Annotated in this window: 26 protein-coding genes; 10 read left to right on the top strand and 16 right to left on the bottom strand. The window is 37.8% G+C overall.

The features are described 5' to 3' along the window. Positions 1-128: 128 nt before the first annotated feature. Positions 129-1,376 carry a DUF937 domain-containing protein gene (locus EWM59_RS00130; RefSeq protein WP_130018886.1) on the top strand — a complete coding sequence of 416 codons (1,248 nt, stop codon included), beginning with the start codon at positions 129-131 and terminating at the stop codon, positions 1,374-1,376. A 63-nt stretch (positions 1,377-1,439) separates the two neighbouring features. Here the strand turns inward: EWM59_RS00130 and EWM59_RS00125 are convergent, their stop codons facing one another. Together EWM59_RS00125 and EWM59_RS00120 are read right to left on the bottom strand one after the other, a co-directional pair. After that, entirely contained in the window at positions 1,440-2,702 is a 1,263-nt protein-coding gene (locus EWM59_RS00125; RefSeq protein WP_130018885.1) for an aminotransferase class V-fold PLP-dependent enzyme, read from the bottom strand. 15 nt (positions 2,703-2,717) lie between these two features. Beyond that, positions 2,718-3,464 (bottom strand): DNA alkylation repair protein, encoded by a 747-nt coding sequence (locus tag EWM59_RS00120; RefSeq protein ID WP_130018884.1) that lies wholly within the window; start codon positions 3,462-3,464, stop codon positions 2,718-2,720. A 102-nt stretch (positions 3,465-3,566) separates the two neighbouring features. Here EWM59_RS00120 and EWM59_RS00115 point away from each other — a divergent pair, with 102 nt between their 5' ends. Beyond that, on the top strand, positions 3,567-4,139 hold the full coding sequence (locus EWM59_RS00115; RefSeq protein ID WP_130018883.1) for an NADPH-dependent FMN reductase: 573 nt from the start codon (positions 3,567-3,569) through the stop codon (positions 4,137-4,139). A 48-nt stretch (positions 4,140-4,187) separates the two neighbouring features. Here the strand turns inward: EWM59_RS00115 and EWM59_RS00110 are convergent, their stop codons facing one another. From EWM59_RS00110 to EWM59_RS00100, 3 genes are all read right to left on the bottom strand, one after another. Next, positions 4,188-5,087: an SMP-30/gluconolactonase/LRE family protein gene (locus EWM59_RS00110; RefSeq protein ID WP_130018882.1), complete on the bottom strand. Its 900-nt coding sequence runs from the start codon at positions 5,085-5,087 to the stop codon at positions 4,188-4,190. 46 nt (positions 5,088-5,133) lie between these two features. Further along, positions 5,134-5,589: a nuclear transport factor 2 family protein gene (locus tag EWM59_RS00105; protein WP_130018881.1), complete on the bottom strand. Its 456-nt coding sequence runs from the start codon at positions 5,587-5,589 to the stop codon at positions 5,134-5,136. A 270-nt stretch (positions 5,590-5,859) separates the two neighbouring features. Then, positions 5,860-6,528: a hypothetical protein gene (locus EWM59_RS00100; RefSeq protein WP_130018880.1), complete on the bottom strand. Its 669-nt coding sequence runs from the start codon at positions 6,526-6,528 to the stop codon at positions 5,860-5,862. Between the two features lie 151 nt (positions 6,529-6,679). On the opposite strand from EWM59_RS00100, the gene EWM59_RS00095 reads away from it, so the two are divergent. Both EWM59_RS00095 and EWM59_RS00090 read left to right on the top strand, forming a co-directional pair. Beyond that, positions 6,680-7,288, top strand: a complete 609-nt coding sequence (locus tag EWM59_RS00095; protein WP_130018879.1) for a 3-keto-disaccharide hydrolase — start codon at positions 6,680-6,682, stop codon at positions 7,286-7,288. A 94-nt stretch (positions 7,289-7,382) separates the two neighbouring features. Next, entirely contained in the window at positions 7,383-8,642 is a 1,260-nt protein-coding gene (locus tag EWM59_RS00090; protein ID WP_207219922.1) for an MFS transporter, read from the top strand. A gap of 334 nt (positions 8,643-8,976) precedes the next feature. Here the strand turns inward: EWM59_RS00090 and EWM59_RS00085 are convergent, their stop codons facing one another. From EWM59_RS00085 to EWM59_RS00075, 3 genes are read right to left on the bottom strand one after another with little or no spacing between them, the layout of a single operon-like run. Beyond that, complete coding sequence (locus EWM59_RS00085) at positions 8,977-9,531, bottom strand: thioredoxin family protein (RefSeq protein WP_130018877.1); 555 nt, start codon at positions 9,529-9,531, stop codon at positions 8,977-8,979. 49 nt (positions 9,532-9,580) lie between these two features. Continuing rightward, positions 9,581-11,227 carry a hypothetical protein gene (locus EWM59_RS00080; RefSeq protein WP_130018876.1) on the bottom strand — a complete coding sequence of 549 codons (1,647 nt, stop codon included), beginning with the start codon at positions 11,225-11,227 and terminating at the stop codon, positions 9,581-9,583. Between the two features lie 33 nt (positions 11,228-11,260). Beyond that, positions 11,261-11,845, bottom strand: a complete 585-nt coding sequence (locus EWM59_RS00075; protein WP_130018875.1) for an RNA polymerase sigma factor — start codon at positions 11,843-11,845, stop codon at positions 11,261-11,263. Between the two features lie 281 nt (positions 11,846-12,126). Between EWM59_RS00075 and EWM59_RS00070 the strand changes: the two genes are divergently transcribed. After that, positions 12,127-12,540: a DUF421 domain-containing protein gene (locus tag EWM59_RS00070; RefSeq protein ID WP_207219921.1), complete on the top strand. Its 414-nt coding sequence runs from the start codon at positions 12,127-12,129 to the stop codon at positions 12,538-12,540. On the opposite strand, the gene EWM59_RS00065 is transcribed toward EWM59_RS00070, so the two are convergent. Further along, positions 12,533-13,057 carry a DUF7935 family protein gene (locus tag EWM59_RS00065; RefSeq protein WP_130019101.1) on the bottom strand — a complete coding sequence of 175 codons (525 nt, stop codon included), beginning with the start codon at positions 13,055-13,057 and terminating at the stop codon, positions 12,533-12,535. The two genes, EWM59_RS00070 and EWM59_RS00065, sit on opposite strands and share 8 nt — an antisense overlap. Positions 13,058-13,169: 112 nt before the next feature. Here EWM59_RS00065 and EWM59_RS00060 point away from each other — a divergent pair, with 112 nt between their 5' ends. The 4 genes from EWM59_RS00060 (at position 13,170) to EWM59_RS28735 (ending at position 17,927) form a co-directional block, all read left to right on the top strand. Next, entirely contained in the window at positions 13,170-13,448 is a 279-nt protein-coding gene (locus EWM59_RS00060) for a HesB/IscA family protein (protein WP_130018874.1), read from the top strand. 52 nt (positions 13,449-13,500) lie between these two features. Next, on the top strand, positions 13,501-17,220 hold the full coding sequence (locus EWM59_RS00055; protein ID WP_130018873.1) for a sensor histidine kinase: 3,720 nt from the start codon (positions 13,501-13,503) through the stop codon (positions 17,218-17,220). A gap of 254 nt (positions 17,221-17,474) precedes the next feature. After that, positions 17,475-17,600, top strand: coding sequence for a hypothetical protein (locus EWM59_RS28520; protein WP_262709068.1), 126 nt, complete (start codon positions 17,475-17,477; stop codon positions 17,598-17,600). Positions 17,601-17,783: 183 nt separating this feature from the next. Next, positions 17,784-17,927 (top strand): transposase, encoded by a 144-nt coding sequence (locus EWM59_RS28735; protein WP_130019100.1) that lies wholly within the window; start codon positions 17,784-17,786, stop codon positions 17,925-17,927. 419 nt (positions 17,928-18,346) lie between these two features. On the opposite strand, the gene EWM59_RS00040 is transcribed toward EWM59_RS28735, so the two are convergent. Further along, on the bottom strand, positions 18,347-18,751 hold the full coding sequence (locus EWM59_RS00040; protein ID WP_130018872.1) for an EthD family reductase: 405 nt from the start codon (positions 18,749-18,751) through the stop codon (positions 18,347-18,349). Between the two features lie 126 nt (positions 18,752-18,877). Here EWM59_RS00040 and EWM59_RS00035 point away from each other — a divergent pair, with 126 nt between their 5' ends. Then, a complete protein-coding gene (locus EWM59_RS00035; RefSeq protein ID WP_130018871.1) occupies positions 18,878-19,762 on the top strand; it encodes a LysR family transcriptional regulator in 885 nt (294 codons plus the stop codon). Between the two features lie 24 nt (positions 19,763-19,786). On the opposite strand, the gene EWM59_RS00030 is transcribed toward EWM59_RS00035, so the two are convergent. The 6 genes from EWM59_RS00030 to EWM59_RS00005 form a co-directional block, all read right to left on the bottom strand. Beyond that, positions 19,787-20,224, bottom strand: coding sequence for a DUF1801 domain-containing protein (locus EWM59_RS00030; protein ID WP_130018870.1), 438 nt, complete (start codon positions 20,222-20,224; stop codon positions 19,787-19,789). Between the two features lie 148 nt (positions 20,225-20,372). Further along, positions 20,373-20,879 (bottom strand): SRPBCC family protein, encoded by a 507-nt coding sequence (locus EWM59_RS00025; protein WP_130018869.1) that lies wholly within the window; start codon positions 20,877-20,879, stop codon positions 20,373-20,375. Beyond that, positions 20,876-21,202: an ArsR/SmtB family transcription factor gene (locus EWM59_RS00020; protein WP_130018868.1), complete on the bottom strand. Its 327-nt coding sequence runs from the start codon at positions 21,200-21,202 to the stop codon at positions 20,876-20,878. The genes EWM59_RS00025 and EWM59_RS00020 overlap by 4 nt, the downstream gene beginning before the upstream one ends. 263 nt (positions 21,203-21,465) lie before the next feature. Continuing rightward, positions 21,466-23,553, bottom strand: coding sequence for a glycoside hydrolase family 127 protein (locus tag EWM59_RS00015; RefSeq protein ID WP_130018867.1), 2,088 nt, complete (start codon positions 23,551-23,553; stop codon positions 21,466-21,468). Between the two features lie 247 nt (positions 23,554-23,800). Continuing rightward, on the bottom strand, positions 23,801-24,904 hold the full coding sequence (locus tag EWM59_RS00010; protein ID WP_130018866.1) for a DUF695 domain-containing protein: 1,104 nt from the start codon (positions 24,902-24,904) through the stop codon (positions 23,801-23,803). A 122-nt stretch (positions 24,905-25,026) separates the two neighbouring features. Beyond that, the coding region (locus EWM59_RS00005) for an IS4 family transposase (protein ID WP_130018865.1) at positions 25,027-26,148 on the bottom strand (1,122 nt) is incomplete at its 5' end.

Genomic DNA, 26,148 nt, shown 5'->3' with positions numbered 1-26,148 from the left:
CGTTTTGTTAGTAAGCGGATAAGTTTTTTTTAAAAAAGCCTTAATTTTGGGCATAGTTTTTGCAAAACTATACCTGTTATGATACTATCCCGGACTTTAATTTTAGCTACCACGAGAACACGATTTGTATGAATATAATTGGACTGATAAAAGATAAACTGACAGATTCGGTTATTGAAAAAGTTAGCAATTTTTTGGGAGAGCATCCCGAGAATATCAGCCTTGCTTTAGATAAAACCGTTCCTACAGTGCTTGGGGGTATAATCCAGCATACTACTACAGAAGAAAGTGCAGGTAAAGTGATGGACGTGCTAAAAGACGGAGGGCATACAGGCGAAATTCTTGACGATTTGCCTAATCTTTTAGGAAACTTCGATAAAACACAATTGTTGATTACCATTGGTACAAATATCTTCAATCATTTCTTAGGCAACAAAAGCAATGGGATTGTTGAAACGATTTCGTCGTTAAGTAATATCCGTAAAACTTCTGCTTCGTCTCTGGTAGGCTTGGCAACGCCTCTGGTGCTGGGTGCTTTGGGAAAAGTAATTGCCAGAGAGGGGATGGGTGTTTCGGGTCTGATAAAATTATTAAACGAACAAAGAGATGCCGTATTGGCAGCACTACCGCCTGTGCTGATTAACAAACTGATTACGAAAGAAGAGCCTGTTGATAAAAAAACGGCTAAAGAGCAGGCCAAAGAAAAGAAAAAAGAGAAAGAAAAAAATGCCAATCCAAATCCTAACAATAATCCCGGTGGCGGTCCTGCCGTCTGGATTCCCTGGGTTTTATTAGGTTTGGTTCTGATTGCAATTTTGTTTTATGTTTTTAAATATAAAAAACAGCAGGATAATCAGGCTCAGGTTTTACCTGCGGCTGATTCGATGGCTACTGTAACGCCTGATACCTCTGCCTTTAGTGTAGTGCCAAAAGATACTTTGACCATTACGGCTCCGGTAGAGAAGATAGAACCTAAGCCTGCCGATACAAAAGTGGATACTAAAAAAGCAGATTTACCTGCCATTGAATCTAAACCTGTAACTAATAGTAGTTCTAATACAGGTTCTTTGAGTAGTGAATTGCAAAACAGTACTTCGTGGATTGCTTTGCCAAACCTTAATTTCAGAAAAGGGAGTGCTGAAATCAGTAACAGAGGAGATGTGAATGATTTGGTAAAGTTTTTGAAGAGTAATTCAAAAGCTAAAATTACCATTGCCGGAGGCTCACAAAGTAGTGGTGGTACTTTAAGTGAAGACCGTGCCTATGCTTTACAAGGTGTTTTATTAGAAAGGGGTATAAGCGAAAGTCGGATAGAAGTACAGTCTAAAACAGTAAACGACGTTGATGCGAAAGTAATAGTAAAAGTTAGAAAATAGATTATCCGTATCTGCTGGTGATTGCTATTGGTATAAGCCCACGAGTAAATCGTGGGCATTTTTTTAGGCCGATAAAACTTTTAATGCCTGCACAAAAGTATCCAGTTCAGTAGTTGTCGTATAGATATTAGGGGTAATTCTGCACCCTTTTACTGTAGGAGAGTCAATAGCTACTGTCCAGATTTTATATTTTTCTAACAGAGTTTTGGCAAGGTCGGCAGGTTTCATGGTCTTAATACCTACATTGGCTATGCCACAAGCCCGATGGCTTTCGGCAGGGGTATTCAGCACTATATTCGGAATATTTCTTACCTGTTTTGTCCAGTATTCCTGCAAGTATCTTAAACGTGCTTCCTTGCGGTCTCTGCCAATTTGTTCGTAGAAACTAATAGCATCGGCAATAGTTAAATCTGTATGTACAGGGTTTGTGCCTGTATGATTCAGTTTTCTGATGTCGTCATCTTTATAACCCATATCGCCAAACATTTGCCAGAGTTTAGCAATTTTATCTTTCTTCACATACAGAATACCTGTACCCAATGGCACGCTTAACCACTTATGTAAGCTACTCCCGTAATAATCACATCCTAAATCACTGATTTTATAGTTGATATGGGCAAAAGCATGCGCACCATCAACCATTACTTCCACACCCTTGCTATGCGCCATATCGCATATTTTCCTGATAGGCAGTATATGTCCCGTAATATTAATCATGTGGCAAACCATGAGCAATCGGGTTTTAGGTGTGATGGCTTTCTCATAAATAGAAACTATCTCTTCATCAGATGCCGGGTGATTAGGTACTGAAATAATTTTGTTTACAATACCATAACGGCGAGCCTGTAATTTAAACATATCCAACATGGCACCATAATCCTGTTCGGCCATTACGGCTTCATCGCCTGCTTTCCAGTCTATACCGGCAATGACAGTATCTAATGATTCGGTAGTATTGCGCGTAACGATTAGTTCTTCGTGAGAGCAGCCTGCCAATGCAGCTAATTTTTTTCTGATTTCAGCTTTATCATCAAACTGTCTGGTACGCATATAATAAGACCCCTGAAAATTAATCTCCTCTACATGCCCAATAAAATTTTGTAGAGTTACCTGCGGCGTAAAACAATAGTAGCCGTTTTCAAGATTTATATAATCAGGCTTGATTTTATAGGCACTCCGGATTTCTAACCAGAAGTCATAATTCTTTGCCGCTTCTTCGGGTGTTTGCAATTGTACTTTAGCTAAGGCTTTTTCAAAACCCTTCCCAAAAGCAGGAACAGCCAAACCCGTAGCAGCAAATGTTTTAATAAACTGACGTTTGTTCATTGATGAAAAATAATTTTAATTAGGTTTTAAAAGCACCCCTTTAGGGGCAGGGGGCAATGTCATAAAATACTTCCTCCGCTCTTCTGTCATTTTTTCAATGCTGTATCGAAGCGCCGTTCTTGGTATTTTACCGATATTTTTCTTTAAAAACTGTTCCACTTGTATGACCTCTATTCCGCTTGCCTTTTCCTTCTTCCAAATCTCTCTTAGCATCCAGCCTACAGCCTTATGAATCAAATCATGTTTGTGTGAAAGCAATATTTCGGCAATACGGAAAGTTTCTTCATATTGATTTTTATTGATAAAATACCAAGTGGCAATAATGGCTATACGTTGGGTCCAGAGATGATTGGTACGAGCCATGTCATATAATATTTCCCTGTCTTTGTCATATAGGTAGTAACCTACAATATCACGGGCCGAAGCATCAACTAAATCCCAGTTATTGATTTGCTGCGTGTTTTTCAGATAAAAATCATAAATACGTTTTTGGGTATCTCCTTTGGCTTTTTTTATCTGACTTACCAGAATCATCAATGCCGCCATGCGGTATTCATGAATAGGGTCGTTGAGCAAAACCTGTAAATCTTCTAAGGGTAATGAATTGTATTTTTTACAAATAGCACGCAGGTCTGGTGCAGAAATACCTATAAAAACATCACCTTCTCCATATTGCCCTTTCCCAGTTTTGAAAAACCAGGCAGATGCTTTAGCCCGTTCAGGATTCGCTATGGCCTGTAATTCTGAAATGAGTTCGTTCATTGAAACGATTTAAGGTTTTTTTTGTTAAAGATAATAATAGATAGCATACAAGTAGAGCCAAAGGATTAATTCTTTGACTTGTTTTTAATAATTTTCTCTAAAATGATAGGAGTAATCATTGGCACCAATCGGCATAATTCAATTTCAAAAAAAATCGGTTTATATTATAAGCAATTGTTAGAATCATTAGGTGCAGAAAGTCAGATTATAGATTTATCCGACTTACCGGAAGATTTTGCTTTTTCTGCATTATACCATAATTCAGGTAAGAACGAATTATTTAATGAGTTTCAGAAAATAGTAGATACAACCACTAAATTTGTTTTCATTGTACCCGAATACAATGGCTCTTTCCCGGGCGTTCTGAAGACATTTCTTGATGGATTACGCTATCCCGATAGCTTTCACTACAAAAAAGCAGCCTTAGTAGGTGTTTCCTCGGGTGTACAAGGAAATGCGAATGGCTTGGGGCATCTGAATGATGTATTGAGTTATATGCAGACAGATGTTTTAGGCTTACGTATAAAACTGGGAAAAATATGGGATTATTTTGATGGAAAAGACTTTAATCCAAGACAAACTGATGAGATTAATGCCTATACCAATGCCAAAAAAACCGCTGATATCTACAAGGCTTTTCTGGAAAAACAGGCCAGGCAGTTAATTGAGCTTTGAAAGGTGAGTTATAGAGGGGTGTATTACCTGACAAAACTCATTTAATACCTACTTAAACTTCCGCATCATCTTCCACTCTCTACCCGGATTAATACTGCGGAAGGTTTCCAGACATTTGCGGTCTTGTAGGGTTACATAGCAGGTTTTGCCATCTTTACCACCAAAGCAGATATTCGAAGTCAGCTTACCTTTCATTTTTACATTTTGTATCAACTTACCTTGTGGTGAAACAATATCTATAATACCCAGCCCATGACGGGTTATATATAGATTTCCCTCAGCATCGCACCGCATACCGTCCATGCCGCCTTCTTCAAATTTTATCAGTAGTCGCTTATTGGTTAATGTGCCCTGTGGCGTAATATCAAAAGCCCATACATTTTTCTGTACCGACTCGTTCACATACAATATTTTCTCGTCAGGACTAACCTCAATGCCGTTGGTTGTACCCATGTCTTTTACTAATAATTCTGCTTTACCGTCCTGAGTTACTTTCCAGATTTGTCCGGTGCTTTCTTTCCAGTTGGGGTCGCTGCAAAAAACAGTACCATTGCTCATAATAGCCAAGTCATTCGGCTGATTCATGGTTGGAACGTGTGCCAATACACTTACCTGTTTGGTTTTCAGGTCAACTTTCAGCACATTGTGTTGTGTGTAATCAGCCACAAAAAAGATATTTTCTGCTCCAAAACGAATGCCATTGCCTACACTTCCATTGGGTAAGGTCAGAAAAACAGCCGTTTTACCATCGGGCGTAACTTTAGCAATAGTACCATCCTGATTAATATTTACGGCATAGATATTCCCATCTTTATCTACCGATGGCCCTTCGCAATTATTAGTAAATTCGCCTTCTTTGGTTAAGTCAGAGGCAATAAAAATATTCTTCTGAGCAAAAATGTAGGTAGCATTCAATAGTGCTACTACAATGATAATCATCTTTTTCATGGCAGGTTTTACTATTTCTATAAAAAACAATTAACGTTCAATAATGTTATTTCTTACAATTATCCTTATGACGTGTGTCAACGATGCCTACGATTTTCCAGCCTTTATCGGTTTTCATCAGCGTAAACAAATCCACACCACAATGAATAAATCTATCGCTCACATATAATTCATAGGGAGTCCAGGCCATAGCCATTTCAGCATCAATTTTTATGTCGTAAGACAATAACCTTTCATCTAATATTACCCCTTCACGTTTGGTGCCGACTGATTTCAACCAATCAATGATCTGGTCTTCCTGTAGTTTTACCTCTCCGTTTTTATTTTTCCCGATTGATTTCAGAAAACATGAAGGGTGTAATACTTGGCGGATAAGTGTCGTATCATTTTTGCGCATACCATCAAAAACCTGATTGATACTGGCTTTGATTTGCTCTTCGTCAGTTTGTGCAAAAGAGGATACGGAGATTGCTAAGAATAAGATAGTAAATAGTTTTTTCATCAGGTTTTTTAGTTTAATTGTTTGAAATGTATAGAATTTAAGTATTTCTACGCTATGATTCGGGACTTTTTACGCTAAAATACAACACACATTATGATTACCTTTGCCCTATAAATTTTTCATACGAAAACTTTATAGCCATGAACAAATCCATAAAATGGATGTAATTACCTGTAAAAATCTGCCCCAATCTTATTGATGAGATTGGGGCATTATTTGTAAACATATTTCGGGAAGTAATATCCGGAGAAATCAGGGCGACTTTATCAATCAATCCTGCTTTTCAAACTTGGGCACTTTACTATCATATTTCAGATAATTTCCCGCTACGGTTGCGGCATTACCAAATCCACACTCAAAGGCTTCGTCCTGGTATACAATGGTAGCGCCACCCTCAAAGAAAATGATTTTTAGTTTACATTTGCCAAACTCATTGTTTTCATACAAGGCCTGATTTCCGTTGAGTTTGAGGGTGGTTTTTTCAATAATAGCCTGGTTATAACTTGGTGCGCCTCTGAGCGACTGCATTTCAACAATGATTTTATCTTTGCTAATCTGGTTTACGTATAAGCTACCCGTTCCTCCTTCTTTGCCAAAACTATAGTTATAAGTTCCGGTGGTGTTGATAGGAGCAGATTCTATTTTAATTTCTGAAGCCTTTTTCAGACTAAAACTCATTTCTTTTTCGCTGTTAGGCTTTGACCAGAAGCCTGTAATTTCATCGCCTTTTTTTGTGCCGTAATAAACGCCTGTTACTTCTGTTTTAGAATCGAACTCATGCAGTAACACATTGCCATTTTCTAAAGAACCTACTATTTTAATGGCTTGTCCTACTCTTTTATAGACCAACGTTCCGTAGATAAGGTTATCATCGAAAGTAAGGGTCATTAAAATAGGAATTTTGTTATTGATTAATCCATCAAAAGTTTCTTTCGACAATGAATTCTGTGCAAAAGAAAAGGAACTTAAAAGAGAAAATGACAAAAGAAAAATGCTGAATATCCGCTTTATCATAGAAATAGTTTTTGCTTGGTGATGCAAGATAAGAAATTTATCTTTTCTTTGTAACAGTAAATAAACTCTATTCAAAATGAAAACAAAACTTCGTTTCCTGACTATTACTTTATTATTGATTTCAACTTTAAGTTTTGCACAAAAAAGCAAAGGACAAAAACTTTTTAATGGCAAAGATCTGACCGGATGGGTGGTATATGGTACTGAAAAATGGTATGTAGAAGATGGTATTTTAGTATGTGAAAGCGGACCCGACAAACAATACGGTTATTTAGGTACAGAAAAGAAATTCAAGAATTTTGAACTGACCCTTGATTTTAAACAGGAAGCCAATGGCAATAGTGGTGTATTTTTTCATTCATCAATTGCCGGTACTACCATTACAGGCTGGCAGGCAGAAGTAGCCCCTCCCGGCCATAATACAGGCGGTATTTATGAGTCTCATGGTCGTGGTTGGATAATTAAACCAGACCCTGAAAAAGATAAAGCCTTGAAAATGGGTGAGTGGAATACCATGACTGTAAGGGTAGTAGATAATGTAGTAACTACTATTCTGAACGGAACTGAAATGATTAAATTAGATGACCCTAAGATTGGCGAAAGAGATGGTATTCTGGCACTACAAATTCATAGCGGTGGCGGAATTAAAGTAAGATGGAAGAATATTGTTGTGAAAGAACTCTGATATACCCGCTATAAAAACAGGTCGGATAGTATTATCCGACCTGTTTTATGAAACCTTACCAAACCTAAATAACTATCAAATTTACCTAAACACTATGAAGCAAGAAAAAACTACCTTGCAATATCTTTTTAGTCTTCCTGTAATTGTTGCCGCACTTGGTTATTTTGTTGACATCTATGACCTTCAATTATTTGGTATTGTGCGTGTGCAAAGCCTTGAAAGTCTCGGACTTTCTACGAAGGACGAAATTTCAAAAATAGGCGCAAAGATTATCAGCTATCAGATGATTGGACTCCTGATTGGTGGCGTTTTATGGGGTGTGTTAGGCGACAAGAAAGGCAGGCTTTCAGTACTTTTCGGTTCTATTATTACTTATTCATTGGCTAATATTGCCTGTGGACTTATTCCTCATATTACTTTTATGGATAAAGTAGAGGCTTATAAATGGCTTCGTTTTATTGCAGGTATAGGATTAGCTGGGGAATTAGGCGCAGGTATTACGCTTGTATCTGAGGTATTACCCAAGAATCTACGTGCCATTGGTACTTCTTTAGTGGCAGGTATTGGTTTGCTTGGTGCGGTGGTTGCTACTTTTACAGTGAAACTTTCAGGCGACTGGACAATTGCCTATCTGGTAGGTGGTGCTTTGGGTATTGCTCTTTTACTGCTTCGGGTAGGTGTTATCGAATCAGGAATCTATAAAGATGTAGTGAACAAAAAACATGTAGAAAGGGGTAATTTCTTTGCCTTTTTTAATAGCTGGGACCGATTTACGAAATATATCAAATGTATAGGAATAGGGCTTCCGACCTGGTTTTGTATTGGTATTCTTACCTATTTCAGCAATGAGTTTGGTGAAGCAATGGGTATAACCGAAAAAGTTGACCCGGGTTTAGCCATTATGTGGGCTTATGTTGGTATTTCGGTTGGTGATTTGTTCAGCGGCCTTATTAGCCATTGGTTCCACTCCCGTAAAAAAGCCATTGCGGCTATGATGTCTTTTGCACTGATAGGCGTATTGTTTTTCTTGTTTTCGGGCGGTGTAAAAAGTGCCAATATGCTGTATGCCATCTGCTGTTGGTGGGGGTTAGGAACAGGCTATTGGGCCATGTTCGTTACCGTAGGTGCCGAACAATTTGGTACAAACCTGAGAGCTACTGCAGCCACAACTGTACCGAATATGGTGCGTGGCACAGTAGTAATTATGACTTTTCTCTTTAATTTATTTAAACCGAGTCAAGGCGTAGTTATGTCCGGAGCAATTGTAGGGGCATTGTGCTTTGCCATTGGGTTTTATTCAACCCTGACTATACCGGAAACACACGGAAAAGACTTAGATTTCTTAGAGGAGTAATATTTAGAAACAATAAAAACCCGATAAAGCGTCTCTCTTTATCGGGTTTTTTGTTTTATAATGTTATGGTATTGTTACTTAAAGCCTGTTCTGTAGTCATAAGTAAGCAATAAATCTTCTCTGTATGAGTGCGCCAAAAGCACGTTTTACCAATTTCTGATAAGTTCAATGCGTAAAAACCCCTAATGAATTGCGTATTTTTACGCTATGAGCGTAAATACCCGCTTCGTATCTTTGCAACAACAAATTATAGTCATGAATAAAAACAAAACGAGCTGAACCTTTCAGTTAGATTCAGCACGTCCGTTGAACTCAAAACAATTTATGCTATCGACTATAATTTAGTACCTTTAAAAGTTTCTTTATAAGTGCCCTCCTTGTATTGCTCAAAAGGCTCTTTCTTATAATTATCACCTCCGATAAAGGTGATAATCTGATGAAAGGCCTTCGCATCAAGATAGCCGGGCAAAGGCTGAATCATATTGTACTGGGCATCAAGAAAAACCGTAGTAGGATAACTCAATTTACCTTGTAGTAATGCAATAGCTGCCTGATTGGTTCTGCTGCTCTCGTCAAACACATATTTTGTGCCTCCCACTACTATTTCCTGACGTGTTTCTGCGTCCAACTTTACCATATAGTAGTTTTTATTCAGGTAATCAATCACATCCGGATTGGTGTAAGTTTGTTTATCCATAACCTTACACCATCCGCACCACGCCGTATATACATCAACGATAGTTTTTCTTGGTTCTTTTTGGGTACGCATATACGCCTCTTGCAGGCTTATCCATTGTATTTCTTTGGCTTGCTTGGGAGCTTTGGTTTCCTGTGCAAATGAGTTATAACTACCTGTAATAAGCGTTATTAATAAGAGAATCTTTTTCATGAGCATGATTTTTTATTCAAAAATAGCAATTTGTGTACCAATATACACTCTAAAAAGGATATTTAACAGAGAAAAATACCCCTGCTGTTGCCAACCTGACTTTCCCGTAGCCTATCTTTCCTAAAGGAGCTTTATAAAATGGCTCCGCCTGAAAAGTTAAACGTCTGAAAAGCTGATGTTCGTATCCCATTGACAGATTTAACACACTAAACGGATAGGCTCCTGTTTTGCCTTCCCAACTGGTACGCTTGATATTCGGGTCATAAGGATTTTCATAGTTATAACGATATTCTTCCTTCAACATTATATAACTGGTAAATCCACCGCCTACAAACCAGCGACTATTCGGCTTTTGTGAAATATCATATCGTACATTCAATGGAATGTCTAACATTTTGCAGGTTGCATCAATATCCTTCAGGGGCGATGGCATGGTCCAGTACGCATTCCATTCATATTGGCTTGGCAGTGCGCCATAGTACTTCATCGAACGAATCACACCTGTCTGGACACTCAAACGATTATTGAAACGATATTCGACAATTGCAGCCCAGTTATTACCTACTTTAAATATCTTGTTTGATGGGATAAAACTTAAATCCGGTGATAAGGCTACACGTAAACTAAGTCCTGTTTTGAATGCTGAGTTGTTCATAAGACTGACTATACGGCCTTGAAGCAGATTTTCTACATAATAAACATCAGGCAGTCTTAAATGAACCTCAAACTTAGGTTGATGGGCAGGTAGCATCCTCACAGTTGTCCATTGCATTTTATCAATGGTTTCTGCCGAATCGACCGTTAAAGTCTGATTCTGTGTAATAGGTTTCAAGCTACCATCAATTTCATTAGTTGACCCAATAGTATCAGTTTTAGTTGCAGAGGCCTGCTTGGTATTATCAATACCTATTTTGGTACTATTAACTTGTTCTTCCGGTAAAGCAGTTAATTGTGGTTTACTTCTTAGTTTATATTTAGAAACTTTGGCATTTTTTACACTTGCAGGCTTCAACTCATCGTTAGAATTTTTGCCAGTTTCATAAGTATCACTTTTATCATCAGCTTTTTTATCTGCTGAGGCGATGGCTGGCTTTTTGGAACTTTTAACAGCGTTTGTTTCAGCTTGATTAGATGATTGGGTAGTCGAAGTTAAATCTCTATTATTCTTTTCCTGATTCTGATTGGTTTTTGGTGAAAATGTCTTTGCTGATTTATCGGCTACCTTATCTATAGATTTTAATGCTTCATTAGTCTTTTTGGTATCGTTCTGACTATCAGTATCTATTGTTTTTTCTGGCTGAACTTTACCATTTTCAATGGCCGTTTCTTTGGCATTTTCCTGCTTCTCTGTACCTACTTTATCTGTTGCTACATCTTTTTCTACAACCTTACCTGCTTGCTTTACCGAATTTTCTTTAGCTTTTGCATTTGTTTCTGCTACTACTCCTGAAGGTTTTCTTACCATAAAGTAAGTACCTGTAATCAGTAATAACAATAGAATTATACCAGGTAATCCCCATTTTTTCAATGAATTACCTCCTTTTTTCGAGCTTGACGGAGGCGAAGAAGCCGTATCAAGTTTTTGACTCATTTTGTTCCATGCTTCAGGGTCAAAGCCGATGTCCGACTTTTCAGCAGCATCTCTGAAAAGGTCATCAAACTCTTCATCTGATAAATCATGTAAGTTTTTGCTCATTTTATTTAAACGGCTTCTGCTACAGAAAGCCTGCTAATTTTTATTGTCAGTTAATGCACCCTCAATTTTCATAATCATTTTTCGGAGTGCTTCCCGTGCCCTTGATAAATTTGATTTTGATGTTCCTACCGAAATTTGTAGTTGCTGTGCTATTTCTTCGTGCGAGAACCCATCAATTACAAACAGGTTGAATACCATTCGGTAACCTGAAGGTAATCGTTGTACGAGCTCCATTAGTTCGTCATGATTCAGTTGGCTCAAAGCATTACTTTCGGTTGAAGAAACGTCGTATGCTTCATCAAGATTTTCGTGGAAATAGTGTTTTTGTTGACTCCTGTAATAATCTAACGCTGTGTTGACGATAATTCTTCTGAACCATGCTTTAAAAGGATAAGACGAGTGCCGTCCGCTGGCATCATATTGCTCGCCTTTGGTAAACACTTTCATAAAGCTATCGTTCACGATTTCTAATGCTTCTTCACGATTCTGGTTATACCGTAAACAAACCCCCATAGCAAAGCCATAGAAGAGCCTATAAAGCCTTTCCTGGCTTTTTCGGTCACCCTTCACACTTGCAATAAGTAATTCTTCCGGACTATCAGGCAAATGATTTACCATAACTGATGTGAATACGCAAAAAATGATATGTTGGTTGCGTCTATGCCTTAATCATACTCAACATTAATAAAAATAGCGACAAAAAACAATAAAAGAGAGACGATAAAGAAGATTGTTTTACGATTTTTTCAGACACAAAAGTTTTGCTAAATTTGACTATACTATAAGTTTATCAGATGATGGATTATTATTTAGGCTTAATGTTGCGTGCGGTAGCTGTTTACCTGTTTATGATTTTTGCCATCAGGCTGTTTGGTAAATAAGAATTAGCCCAGCTATCGGTGATTGACCTGGTTTTTATCTTGCTTATCAGCAATGCCGTACAAAATGCAATGGTAGGCCCTGATAACTCATTAATAGGAGGGCTGACAGCCGCAGGAGGCTTGTTTATAGCCAATTTTATTCTGAAAAAGCTGATAGGCAGATATGACTCTATTGGCAGGCTGATACAAGGGCAACCTATGATGCTCATTTATAAGGGTGCTGTACAGGAAAAAAACGTAATGATAGCAGGTTTTACACATGCCGAACTTGAAGCCGCCATCAGAGAACATGGCATTGAACGAATAGAAGATGTTGATTTGGCCATGTTAGAGGTGGACGGTAACATAAGCGTATTGACCGATGATTTTAAGACAAAATCACGCCGCAAACGTATACATAAAACCTTGCAGAACCCTAATGCTACTACATAAACATAGTCTGAATTTCTTCTTTCAGAAATTTCAACGCATCAGTAGTTGGTTGTTTATTTTCAGTGATTACCCGCTCAAAAACCCGCTTCGATAAATCAATGGCAGGAGCATCAGTAGCCAGGTCTCCGGCTGAGGTATTCAGCAAAGCTACGACTTCATTCATCGCCTGACGGATTTTTTCCCAGGCTTCGTGCGAAAGATAGACTTGTTGCGAAAGGTTATGATTAAATTCTTCTCTGATTTCTCTTAATAGTAATTGCTGAAAATCAAGTACCTGCATACCACTATTGCCTAATCTTACCAATAGATTATTGGGGGTGATGCGTTCTAAAAACAGGGTCATGCGTTCGTAAGCCTGTAAACGCAGAGGGGTAACGAGTTCTGAATTTTTTTGCTTGATTTCTAATTGTTTCTGCTCAAACTGTTTTTGTAAAAAAGTCTGAACAGTTAGGTACATGCCATACAAAACGGCTGCTACAGGTATAAGAATTTTTAGTAATTCGGTCAATAAGGCCATTATCTTTCTTTTTTCAGAATCTTGTGGTGCAAAATTATACATTACTCCATTAGCGAATGTAATGAAAGTGTGATTATTTTTGTTGATGCTGATGAATAACGTGCTGAAACAGATGATAGTATTTACAGAAATAGCAAAAGAAGAAATTAGTAAAACACTGAATTCGCCACAAGTTCCGGACGGATACGCTTTAAGAATAGGTTTGAAAGGCGGGGCTTGTTCTGCAAATTACCTTTTAGGATTAGATAAAGCTACCGAACAGGATGAGGTATATGAAGTAGATGGCGTAAAGGTAGTAATAGACCGCAAACATCTGATGTATCTGATAGGCGTAAAGATAGACTACACACAAACTGAAGCCGGAATGGGCTTTGTAATTCTGAAAGACTGATTGGTTTTGGCATGGTTTTCGATTAGTTTTCCCCGAGAATAAATTAGTGAACATGGATTTGAAGTTATTAAAGAAACATCTCTTCCTTATTCTCTCTATAGTATTTGCTATCACTGCTGCCCTGAATTTCTTTTTATTTGAGAAAAATGCCCCCAGGGCATCACAGGAACACTATGTAAATGCTATCAGAGAAAGAATAAAGACTGAAATTGTGCGGTCTAAAGATGAACTATTCAGCATTGGTACAAAGTATCAGAAAGCCCCTGAAAGCACATTTCTGAACTTTGAGGCCGTAACGGTTTATCCTTATTATATTTTTCGTAATGGGCAATTATTGTATTGGTCAGACCATCGCTTTGTGCCTACCTATCAGCAATTAATCAGTAATGTAGAAACAAGGCTTTTAAGTACCGACAATAGTAAATACATTGTTAACACAATTAGATTCGGAGACAAAGGAGGTAAGATAGAGATTTTCTCACTGATTAATCTTTATCGCAAATTCCACAACGAAAACGATTATCTGCACAATGGCTATAACCATAAAATTTTCTCAACCGAACCACAACAGGTATCAGAGCAGGCAAGTAAAGCATCGTTTCTGAATATTACTGATGATAAATCCCATTTCCTGTTCTCAGTTATTCCGCCGCAGGTAGAAAAACTTGCTAACTCCAATATCCCGAGCAATACGCTTTTTCTATTAGCCATCAGTATTCTTTTACTGGGGGTTTATATTGCTTTATGGATTGCTAATCTGATAAAGATACATCAGTTCGGGCGAGCCTTTGCTTTGTTGGCTGCTTACCTGATTTTCATTCGGCTGATGATGCTATCTAATAGCATCCCTTTTATTGTCTATGAGTCAAACCTCTTCAATCCCAAGTTTTTAACCATCAGTGCTTTAGCACCATCGCTCGGCGATATGTTGCTTAATGCGATTGTTGTATTTATATTGGTAGGGTATCTGGTTACTTTTTTCTATCGGTCAAATACTTACTTTAATCTTTCCAAGACTCCCAAAATATTTCAGAGTATTATATCAGTAGTACTTGTGGCTACTTCTATTGGTATTACAAGTCTGTTTTTCAGAAACTTGTGTAGTGTTTACGAAAAATCGCAGTTTACTTTAGATCTTGCGCTGACTATTTCATTTTCGTCCCTTAAAATTGCCAGTCTGCTGTTTTATATTATTCTGTCAATTATATTCTTTCTGATTAATCATTTGCTTTGCAGCCTTTTTTTAAGGCTCAATAAAGACTTTAGAATGGCTGTTGTCAAGTGGTTAATAGGCACATTGATAGGCCTGGCAGCTATCAGTCTTATAGACCAGTTCCGTTGGATATATCTGGTGGTCGGGTTTTATTTCTTATTGATATATGCCAATAGATTTCCAAGATTCTTTTATAATTTCAAATATAGAACAACCATTTATTTTTTTACTGGGGCTTTTGTTTTTGCGTTTATAGCCATGTTTGTTATTTATCATGAAGAGCAGAAGAAAGACTTTTTTGATAAACTGAAATTCGGACAGAAGTATCTGGCAGAGAATGATGTGTTAGGAGAGGGCCTATTAGCAAGGGTTGTTCAAACCGTGCAAAAAGATACGGCCATCAGTACTGCCCTGGCAAGAGCTACACTTGCACGTGAACAAACCCAGCAGATTGTGAAAAGTAAACATCTGGATTTATATTTTGACAGGTACGATACAGATGTAATGGCATTTGATAAAAATGGCAATTCTTTAGATTTGTCAGAAGGAGCCAATAACCTGGCTTATTATGAAGAAAATTTCCGCAAGCCTGAATATAAAACCAATAATCCGGATGTGTTTTTTATAGACGACATCGGCAACAATTTCATTAAGCAATATGTGGCGTTTATTCCTGTCAGCAAGAATAATACCCTGATAGGTAATGTGGTGCTTGAATTGAAACTGAGAGATGAGTTTGCCGAGAGTGTTTATCCTGAATTATTGATGGATAAAAAATTTGCACAAACACCAGAAACCAAAAATTACAGCTATGCCATTTACGACGAGAAAAACCAATTGATTTTCAACTCGGGCAACTATAATTATATGCGTAAACTGCCGGTATCGGTGTTAGAAAATAAAGATTTGTATGAAAAAGGGGTAGAGTTAAATAACTACAATCATATAGGTAAAATAGGGCAGAATGGCCGTAAAATTGTTATTTCGTCGAAATACCAGATATGGCAGAGTGTCTTTCCCAATTTCTCCTTTCTATTTTTGTTATCGGTACTTTGTATTGTATTTGTGATGTCGCTTTATACTTTAAAGTATAGCTTCAGAAATATGAATGTCAATTTTTCTACCAAAATTCAGTTGTATCTCAATGCCGCATTTTTAGTGCCTCTGGTGCTGGTAGTAATTATTACATTAAGCGTAATTAACTCAACTTTTGTAAATAATCAGGAAAAAGCCTATCTGGATAATACCAAAAATATTACTTCAACTGTTCAGCTCCAGTTAGAGAACTTTACGCAGAAACGCATGAGCCGAGCGTTTTTAGAGCAAGAAATAAACGATTTAGCACATGATACTAAGTTAGATATAAACCTTTATAATTTAGATGGTAAACTGAATCTGACTACACGCCCGTTGGTGTATGAGTATGGCTTGATTTCTAATTTCATAAATCCGGTAGCTTATCGACGCATTATTGAAGAAAAGGAAAACGAGGCATTACTGACAGAAACCTTAGGTAGCCTGAATTACAAAACAGCGTATATGCTTATTAAAGGGCAGGATAGCAAGCCATTAGGTGTAATAGGTATTCCTTTTTTTGATGCCAAGCCTGTGTTAGACCATCAGGTAACAGAAGTGGTAGCTTCTATTTTGAATATCTTTACCTGGCTTTTCCTGATTTTATTGATTATCTCTTATTTCGCTTCTAATGTCTTGACGAACCCATTGAGAATTGTGGCACAGAAACTGAAAAAGACAAATTTAGATAAATTACACGAACGATTAGACTGGAATTCGGACGATGAAATCGGGCTTTTGATGCGAGAGTATAACAAGATGTTGAAAAAATTAGAGGAGAGTAAGGTAGCACTTTCGTTAAGCGAAAAACAAACAGCCTGGCGGGAAATGGCCAAACAGGTAGCGCACGAAATCAAAAACCCGCTGACACCGATGAAGCTATCTATTCAGCAATTGCAGCGTACATTAACTGTAGACAACCCAAAAGCGAAAGAAAGAATAGAAAGAGCCCTGAATTCATTGACCGAGCAGATTGATAATATCAGCGAAATTGCCAATTCGTTCTCAGAATTTGCCAAAATGCCTGTGCCGCGCAATGAAACTTTTGATTTAGTACCATTAATTCAGAAATCGGCCGATTTATATGCCGAAGATGAGAAAATTGCTTTAAATGCCTATATCAAAGAAAAAGAAGCATGGGTAGTGGGCGACCGCCAGTTTATGAGTCGGGTTATTACTAACCTTATCATCAATGGTATTCAGTCAGTTCAAGCCGGAAAAAGACCCATCATTAATCTGCGTCTTTATAAAAGTGAAGAGGATAAAGTAATTATTGAAATACAGGATAATGGCTCAGGCATACAGGAGAATCACCGTCAGAAAGTATTTTTGCCAAATTTCACAACAAAAATCGGAGGTTCAGGCTTAGGGTTAGCGATGGCTCGCCGAGGGGTAGAGCATGCCGGGGGTAATATCTGGTTTGAAACCGAAGATGGCCGTGGTACAACGTTTTTTATTGACTTACCTTTAGCATCGGTAAAATAACAGTTTATCTGAATTGCTTCCTCCACCAATAGGAAAGGCGGATAATTATTGCCCTCCAGCCTGATTTCTTGATATTCTTTTTCTTTTTTGGTGCGGCTATTACATAATGAGTTCTCATTGCTACAAAACAAATAAATTCCTGCTTCTTACTGATACAAAGCTAATTAGTGTATGAGGAAGATGGAAATAGGAATATAGGAACGGCAGTACTCAGTTTATTTTCGGTAAAAACGGTTTGCTCATCATAAAAACAGATGGTTGAACAAGTAGCAATTTTTATCCTAAGTAAGCATACAGATATTGTTTTTCTGAGGAATAGTAATAGCGGAATGATTGGCTTTGTTTACTGGTCTGTATTGATACAGGCAGCCAATGATTAACAATACAACACTAATAACTGAACAAATAGTACGGACATGGTTAAGTCTATTCCATGTATTCTCAAATATTATTCTCTGTGCTTGAATGGCTTCATTATTAGCACTAAGAATTCTGTATTTCTCTATTAATAGATTGCATGGCTTTCAGGTATTCTACATCATTGAGTTTGCCTAAACCTATCACTGCCAAGCAAGAGTAAGCATAAAAAAGACGCGGCCGCCAAAATCTCTAAAAAAGGAAATCATCGCATTAGAAGAGCCTTATTTATGCCCGCTTTTAATGTCATAAAGTACCAACAAACACCTTTTCTCAACCTATTTGAATGAGTTTTTGAACGTACAAAAATCAAAATGAAAGCCTACGTTGCTGTCCAGAGAAAGTTACTGGTACTTATTTTTTCCCTATGGAAAAATGACTAAAAATATGACCAGAATTACCTATATAAACACGTAGCCCCGACAAGCGGGGCTACACAGAATGAAGCTCTTAATGAACTTCTTCTTTTGAGGTTGTAAAGATAAAAAAAATTATACTTTTTTGTTGTTTTTTAAGACAGTACCTAAAGCCAATTAGATGATGTCAATATAGTACCCTCCATTTAAAAATGGAGGCAATTGATTAAATAAATATTATTTCAATAGCCCCGCGCGGCGTCCCTCATTTTCAAATGGGGGTAAAAAGAGAAAATACCTGAATTGGCTTTAGCCAAACATAAGATAATAACCAAACTGGCAAATCAACCCCCTCACCTCACTACCTCACTCACCAGAATCACCGGAGCAACATTGGTATAATTGGGGAAATCAGCCCTGATAGCTTCTCTGTTCGGACCTACAGCTGCCTGATACTCGCTAAGACTTTTTACATAAAAAGTACCGATAGCCATATACGGCAACGGTTGGTTAGGAAGACCACTGGCAAGTCCTTTTTCGATGGTGTATTTAACCAGATTTGCCCCTAAATAGCCTGCCACCATAGGCATGTGTTTGGTTTCATAATACTCCATATTAAAGGTTTTACCTTCGGCATAAGGGTACATAACCGATATTTTAATCAAGCCTTTTTCAGCTTTAGCAGATGGCTTTTCCTGACCGAATGCAGCAGAGCCGATGGTAAAAAGTAATAGCGATAAAACAAGTTTAACATTCATGATTGATTAGATTTTAAGTAATAAAATTTTCTGTTTGAAATTGTATTCTACAAATATCAGAACAGTATCTATATTTGCAAAACGCTATTTTTCGATAAAATCAATCGATAAAACCGATTTAGAAATATGGAGCTACGCCAACTCAGATATTTTCTGAAAGCCAAAGAATTACTGAACTTTACAGAAGCCGCAAAAATGCTGAATATCAGCCAGAGTACCCTCTCACAGCAAATCAAGCAGTTAGAAGATGAACTGCATGTGCCGTTATTTAATCGTGTCGGCAAACGCATTAACCTTACTGAAGCCGGAGAAATATTTGGTGAATATGCTTTGCAGAGTATCAATAGAGCCAATGAAGGTTTATTAGTGCTGAAAGATTTAAAAAATCTTAATGCAGGAAAAATCACTATCGGCGTGATTTACTCTATGCGTATTCTTTTTGCCAGAACACTCATTGAGTTTGCCAAACAATACCCCAATATCAAAATACAGGTGGTATTTGGCACTACCAAAGACCTGCTCGAAAAACTCAATTTATACCATTTTGATTTTATTCTGACATTCCATGAAAACCTCAAAGAGCCGCATCTGAAATGTCAGACACTGCTCAAAGCAAATATGGTTCTGGTAACTGCTAAAAAATCTTTGCTGGCCAACAGAAGAAGCCTATCGCTGACCGAAGTGGCAAAACTGCCATTGGCATTGCCTTTCAGTGGCTATAGCACCATTCAGTTTTTTGTGGAATCATTCGGCGAAGAAAACTTGGAGCCGAATATCTGTATGGAAATCAATGATATTCCTACTTTATTTGAAATCGTAAAAACAGGTAATTGGCATACTATTCTGAGTGATACCAGCGTAAACGACCCTGAAGTAGTAGGTATCCCAATTGACGGAAAAAACATGAAGCGAAGTATCATGATTCTGTCAATCAAAGAAGTATATGAAAAAAAAGCAGTGAAAAAATTCTATGAACTTCTGAAAAGCATGCACGCTAAAAATCTTGAATAGTCCTATGCTTAATGTCTTTTTTTCTCATGAATCGTCGCCAGACTGAGCCGCAACGCCATATCTTATGGCTGCTTCAAGTATATCAATATTTATATCTTTCAGGCTTTTGAACCTGATACAATATCCGGTTACACTTGCTTTACCTATTATTGACCCATACGTTTGGGGCAAGTAGGTCTTATCTTTTATACCCAATATATGTACAGAAATTCCGGTTTTGTTTGCCAGCAAACCAATTTGAAAAAACTCTCTCGTTGTGCCATTAGCATAGTGTATGGTATAAGAGCCATGCCCTATAGTAGGGTTAGTAATAATTTTACCATCGCTGTCTTTCCCATCCAGAAACCACAATTTTCCTGTTGGTAATAGCTGAAGTATGCGCTCGTGCAACGCCTGCATCTCACTACGTTTCGGTTCAGGTTGACTGTTAATATAGTCGTTGATTTGTTCTTGTACGTCCATACTATTGTGAATTATTGAATTAATAGTAAAACATAATAATCAAGACCTGCTTTAACCAAATTAGATAATACAATTTTGCATTCCCCCCAGCTAAAGCTGAGGGGCAATTGATAGAAAGAAAAATATTTCTACCTGACTTTGTTTTACGCTATTTTTTCAAAGTATCCAACCATTCATCAAGGTTACCAAAACAAGCCGACATACCTTCTATGAAACCATTTTTCACTATAAATTCAAGCGTTTCTACACTGCCATACTGGGCATGAATAGTAACTAATGTTTTACCATCTGCTTCGCTGAAATCATTAGAGCAGGTAGTACGCGCAAAATTAGGGTTGACAGTTCCGTTTTCATCGCAGAATCCTCTCAATTCAATTATGGTTTTCTCAGGTTCAATCTTCTGGTAGTCGTAACGGCTATACCCTTGCTTTTCACCCTGCGGATTAATCATGGCATAGTGCCAGAAACCACCTTCTCTGAAATCCATCTTCTGGGTTTCAGCTCTGAACGGTTTTGGCGCATACCATTTATCAAGAATCTCGGGGTTCGTCCATGCTTCCCAGACCAATGCAAGGTCAGAATCAAACTCACGTTTAATGGTAATCGTTCTATTCTCTTTATCTACGATAAAGTCGAATAATAATGCTGATGTCATTTTTTTAGGTTTTTAAGTGTTGCTAATACATCATCTAATTGATTAAAACGTGCCTCCCAAATCTCCCGGAATTGAGACAGCCATTGGTCTATTTCTTTCATTTTATCTATTTCAAGTTGGTAATAGATTTCTCGGCCTTGTTGCTTCTGCGTAACTAATTCGCACTCTGTCAGAATGCGTAAATGTTTTGAAACAGCCTGCCTGGTAGTATCAAAGTGTTCGGCAATGGCGTTGGGTGTCATTGCCTGTAAAGCAATGAGTGTGATAATTGCCCGTCTTGTCGGGTCAACTATTGCTTGAAAAATATCTCTTCTTGTTTCCATTTTGCAACTATATGGTTGCAAATATATATGCAACTATCTGGTTTCGCAAATTATTTTTGAGAAAATTACAGAGGTAGGATATTAATTGAATTGAGTGCTGAAATAATTGAAGTAAATAAGTGAAAGTTTTAGCTTATTCACGAATTAGTAACTATATGTTTAAACGATTTTTGAAGATAAAAATAACTTACTCAGAAACTTTTATAGTACATACATCCCCTTATTTCCCATACACACCTGCTTAAGATTGAAGGATAGAAAAATCACTTCTTCACCACCTCTAAAGCATCTATCCAGACCCGATACCCTTGCTTTTCTCTGTTGCCTACTGCGTAGTAGGGGATAGCAGTAAATGATAGTTTTTTTGACTGACCATCAGTAGCTACTCCTTTTATGACATTGATACCGTTTAAAGTCTGTGGCTCAAAATCAAGTTTCAGTGATTCGCTTTTGATAATTTTCAATTGGCTGAGGTCTGCATTGTCAATGCTTTCGAGACTGTAAATAATTGGGCCTGAAGCAATAGCCACTTTATCTTTTAAATCTCTTACATTAGCATTGGCAGTAATAAGTCTGGGTTGCATGGGTAGTTCTAAGGTTACCACATCGCCTTTTTTCCATGTTCTGTTTACCACTGCATAGCCGTCTTTAATGGTTAACTCCTGTGCTTTGCCGTTTACCGAGAGTTTAACAGGGGCTTTTATGTCTGAATGGTATAAACTATAAGGATTTTCTTTGCTCTGCGCCCAGCCGGGAATGCGCACTAATAAGGTAAAGGTGCTTTGTTTTTCCGGTGATACTTTTAAGTCTACTTTGCCATTCCACGGATAATTGGTCTTTTGCTCAATGGTCGTTTGAATGCCTTTGGTTACCTCTATATTGGCCGAACTCCCCACAAACAGATTGACATAGAGTTTTTCAGATGCCTGACTGTAAATATACTCAGGCAGTGCCGACACGATTTTCAGAAACATAGGCGGACAACAAGGGCAAGAATGCCAGTCCCAACGGGCATGTTTGTCAGAGTTAAGCGGATTCTGATAGGTGTATTGGGTGCCTGATAGCGAAATACCCGTGAGTACATTGTTATACATGACACGCTCAAACTCGTCCATATAGTTGGCGTCGCCTGTCAGTTCGTTCATACGCTGGCTGAAAAAACCTGCGCCAACGGCCGCACAGGTCTCTAAATAAGCATCGGTAGGTAAAAAATTATCCGGGCCGAATTTCTCATCGTTGTGGATAGCACCCACCCCGCCTGTAACAAACATACGTTTGCCTACCATATTGCTCCACAGTGCATTTGCCGTACGGATATATTCAGGTGAGTGATTTTCCAGAGCAGCGGCTGTGATACCTGTAGCCAATAGGGTGGCTCTTACGGCGTGTCCTTCAATAGTTTTTTGCTGAAAAACCGGAATAGAATCCTGTGCATAATCGCCCCATGTCGGACGGTTGGCTTTGCCGAACTCCTGATTTTTATATTGCTGGTCTTTAATCCATTTTTCCGATTTATCATTCCCCCAACTCAACCATAGCGGATAGCCTGTATTTCGTCCCCGGTTTTCTATCCAGAAAGTAGCAAGGTCAAAATACGATTGGGCATTGACAGGCACTTTCAGTTTGTTTTTCAAATCAGGATTTTGCTTATAAAGCCAGTATAGTTCAATCAAGGCTTCTTCGGGGCCAGAGTGCGCCGGAACGATGTTTCTTTTGGGTGAAGGTCCCATGAGTGCACTCATATAATTGGCAAACCTTGTGGCTACTTCCAATAACTTGGTTTTTCCGGTAGACTTATAGTAATGCACGCCTGCATCCACCAACATGCCTGCATTATATACATCGTGTTGCCAGCGTAAGAAACCGCCATTATCTCCCCAACGGTGAGTAGGTTCCATCAGGTCGGTATAGGTATTGATGTACCCATTAGGGTCGGCCTGTTGAGCTTTCTCAATCCGGTCAATCAGTTTATCAATGCGTTCCTCGACCTGTTTGTTGGGGTGTTGTTTCAATAAATCGCCAATGCCACGTATCGACTCATACACCAGTCCATCAAACCAGGGTAGTCCGGCGTGGTGGTTTGTGCCTTTTTTGCCTTGCGCTACATCATCAAAATTTTTAAAGACATTGTTTTTCTCCCGTTCTTCTGCCGTAGCCAGGTTTTTAGCTTCAAATTTATCCAGCACATCGTTGGCGGTGGTAGTAGCCCATAAATCTAATTTCGGCTTCCAGAAAGTATCGGTGATTTTTACATTAGTAACTTTAGTGATTTGATTGGCAGATGCTTGTGCGAGGGCATTGTTTGCTACTAAAACAGTACTTATAGCAAAGCCGATTAAATACTTTTTCATGCGTTAGGTTAAAGTTATATGAGGTTGAATTATGTGCTGTCAAAGATAGGGTTTAATTTGATGTGAGGAGTGGAAGATGGGAGTTTTAATTCTTGAAAATGAGGATTATTTATGAAACTAAAGGGGTTTAGTGGCTTTCAGTAAGGATACTTTCAGGAATCAAAAAAAGCTGCCTTTTGATAAAGTAATTATATCTGCTAAAGTTAGGGTAATTGTATTACTCTTTCTTTTGTATGATTGTCATGAATTAATATCCTGTATTAAATCTTTCAAAACTTTGCCAGTATTTGTCTTTATAGATGTCATACTCTATTTTAATTCTATCAGTATATGCTTTCTGTATATCGAAGAATATTCGGGAGGGTTTTCTGAAATCTTTACAAGCAAAATAAATCTCTCTTGTTCCATCTGCAGTCTGACGACCAATATTAATGTAGCCATCAAAATCCTTTAGGTTTGCTAATACACTATCTTCTATTTCTTCGAGCAAAGCCATTGTGTCATCATCAGGCATACCATTATTACCTGCGTCAAAATGAACAATTAACACGGCAATCCAAGGATGAGAGCCTTTACTATCCCAATCCAATAAATCGGTATTAATCACTGCTAAGAGCATATTTCCACTCTGAAGTTTGGCTTCCATCAGTGAATAGTTACCTGCACCATTGTCATTTCTAATACCCTGATATTTTTCTAAAAACTCTTTTTCTCGCCAGATTAAAAAGTCTTTTAATTTGCTTATAGGTACGAGTTCTTTTTCAGCTTTGTATTTTTCAATAAACCTGATTTCATCAATACCAGTTATAAAATTAAGTTCGCCTAAGTAATTATCTAAAAATATATAAACTCCATTGACAATCTGATCTCGATTGTCTTGATTATAATCATTATGGATAATTGTTATATCAATTTCATCAGGGTATTCAAGAAGTTCGTTAGCATAGAAATAAATATTATCACCACAAAATTCATATCCAGCCATTGCAATATTTACATCTTTAATATCCAAAGGTGGTTTTAGTGGGGTAAATTTCCAGTTTTTAAGGTTAGGAGCAGTAGCAATTAGCTCTTCTACAAATACAATGTTCTTTAAATTTCCTTCTGCCGTTATAATCAATTCGGCAGTATCATCATTCTCCATCCCTGTTAGATAATAATATCCTTCTTTCAGTTCGTCTAATTTAGGCCCCAGTTTGTCGAAAAAGCCTTTTTCAATATAATCACCATTCTTCACTACATCAAAAAAGTCTTTCTCATGGATTTGAAACCAGTTCCAGAAATCTGCATATGATTGAATAGGCGTTTCTTTTGCTTCTTTTTTCAGGAAAAGTTTTTTCAAAAAGCTCATTTGAGGTAGATGGTTACGTGGTTTTTTAAAGTTTCTAACTTAATTAGTCGGTTTCAATTTATAGAATTTTACTCATAAGCCAATGAGATATATAGTATTTTTTCTCTATTATAACGTGAGTTTTACCCATAAGTACGGTTTTTTTGTAAAAATAAGTTCTTTGACATATTGAGACCATCAACAAGTGCCTGGAAATAAATCCAACCTTTCCAGATTGTTTGCCATCCGGGCATACCAGCCTGTTTGATACCCTGATGCCCTCCCATCCTGGCTAAAAGCAGCATAAACCATAAATTGGTATGCTTCTGGGCAAAAGTTAAGTCAATAGGCATCAGATATTTATCGGCAGCTATGTCAGCCATCATTAACTCCTCCTGTGAGAGTAATTCATTAATCAGATGATTAGTCGTCTTCTGGGCATGCTCTTTGAGAGCTAAATATCTTGTTCTTAATAAACCAATCGCTATTAAACTCAATAGACTGATGGTATTAAAGAGTGCTTGTGGGGATTGTAATTGTCTTTGTTGGATACTACAACCCGTTTTGAGACATTTATGAAAATCTTCACAGGTAGTCCATCTGCGGGTATAGGTATCAATAATAGCTACCGCCTCTGCTAAAGTCTTTACCGGCACATTGGTAAGTATCATCCAATGGGCTAAGTCTTGTCCTTTGATAGGTTGAAGTTGCTGCAAGGTGAGTACATAAATAGGTTTAATTAAATCCTGTAAGTCAACTTTTGCAAAAGTAATCTGACACTCACATAGGTGTGCTTTGCCTTTGGCATCTAAGAGCGAACGTTCAACAATCCCACCAGGGGTTAAACTTTGCAAATAGGGCTTCAGGGTTTGAGTACTGTTTTTGAGTTTACGGTCATGTCTGCCATTGATAATAAAGAGTTGTCGATGGGTAAGTGCATAATTGAAGACCTCTGCCACATCAGCTTCTTTATCAGCTACTTGTACAACCGATATACCCGTTTTACGTCCATATTTACGGGCAAAATCAATGGCTTCAATCCATTTAGCACTCTCCTTTTCTTCAAAAGGACGCAGGTGTCTTTGATGACGTTTACCATAATCATCCCTATCTCTTTGTATGAACTCTTGGATGGGTAAGCCTAAAGGTACATAATGGTTGTCTGTCAGAATACCATTATGTATTAATACTCCATTATCGCTTCCGGTTTGAAGGTAGCCTAAATCCATCTGACGGGTAGGATAATTGCCCACTGTACTATCCTG

Source organism: Emticicia agri (assembly GCF_004168285.1).
Taxonomy (GTDB): Bacteria; Bacteroidota; Bacteroidia; order Cytophagales; family Spirosomataceae; genus Emticicia; species Emticicia agri.
Note: the sequence above shows the minus strand (reverse complement) of the source record. Positions and strands in the feature narration are given on the sequence as shown.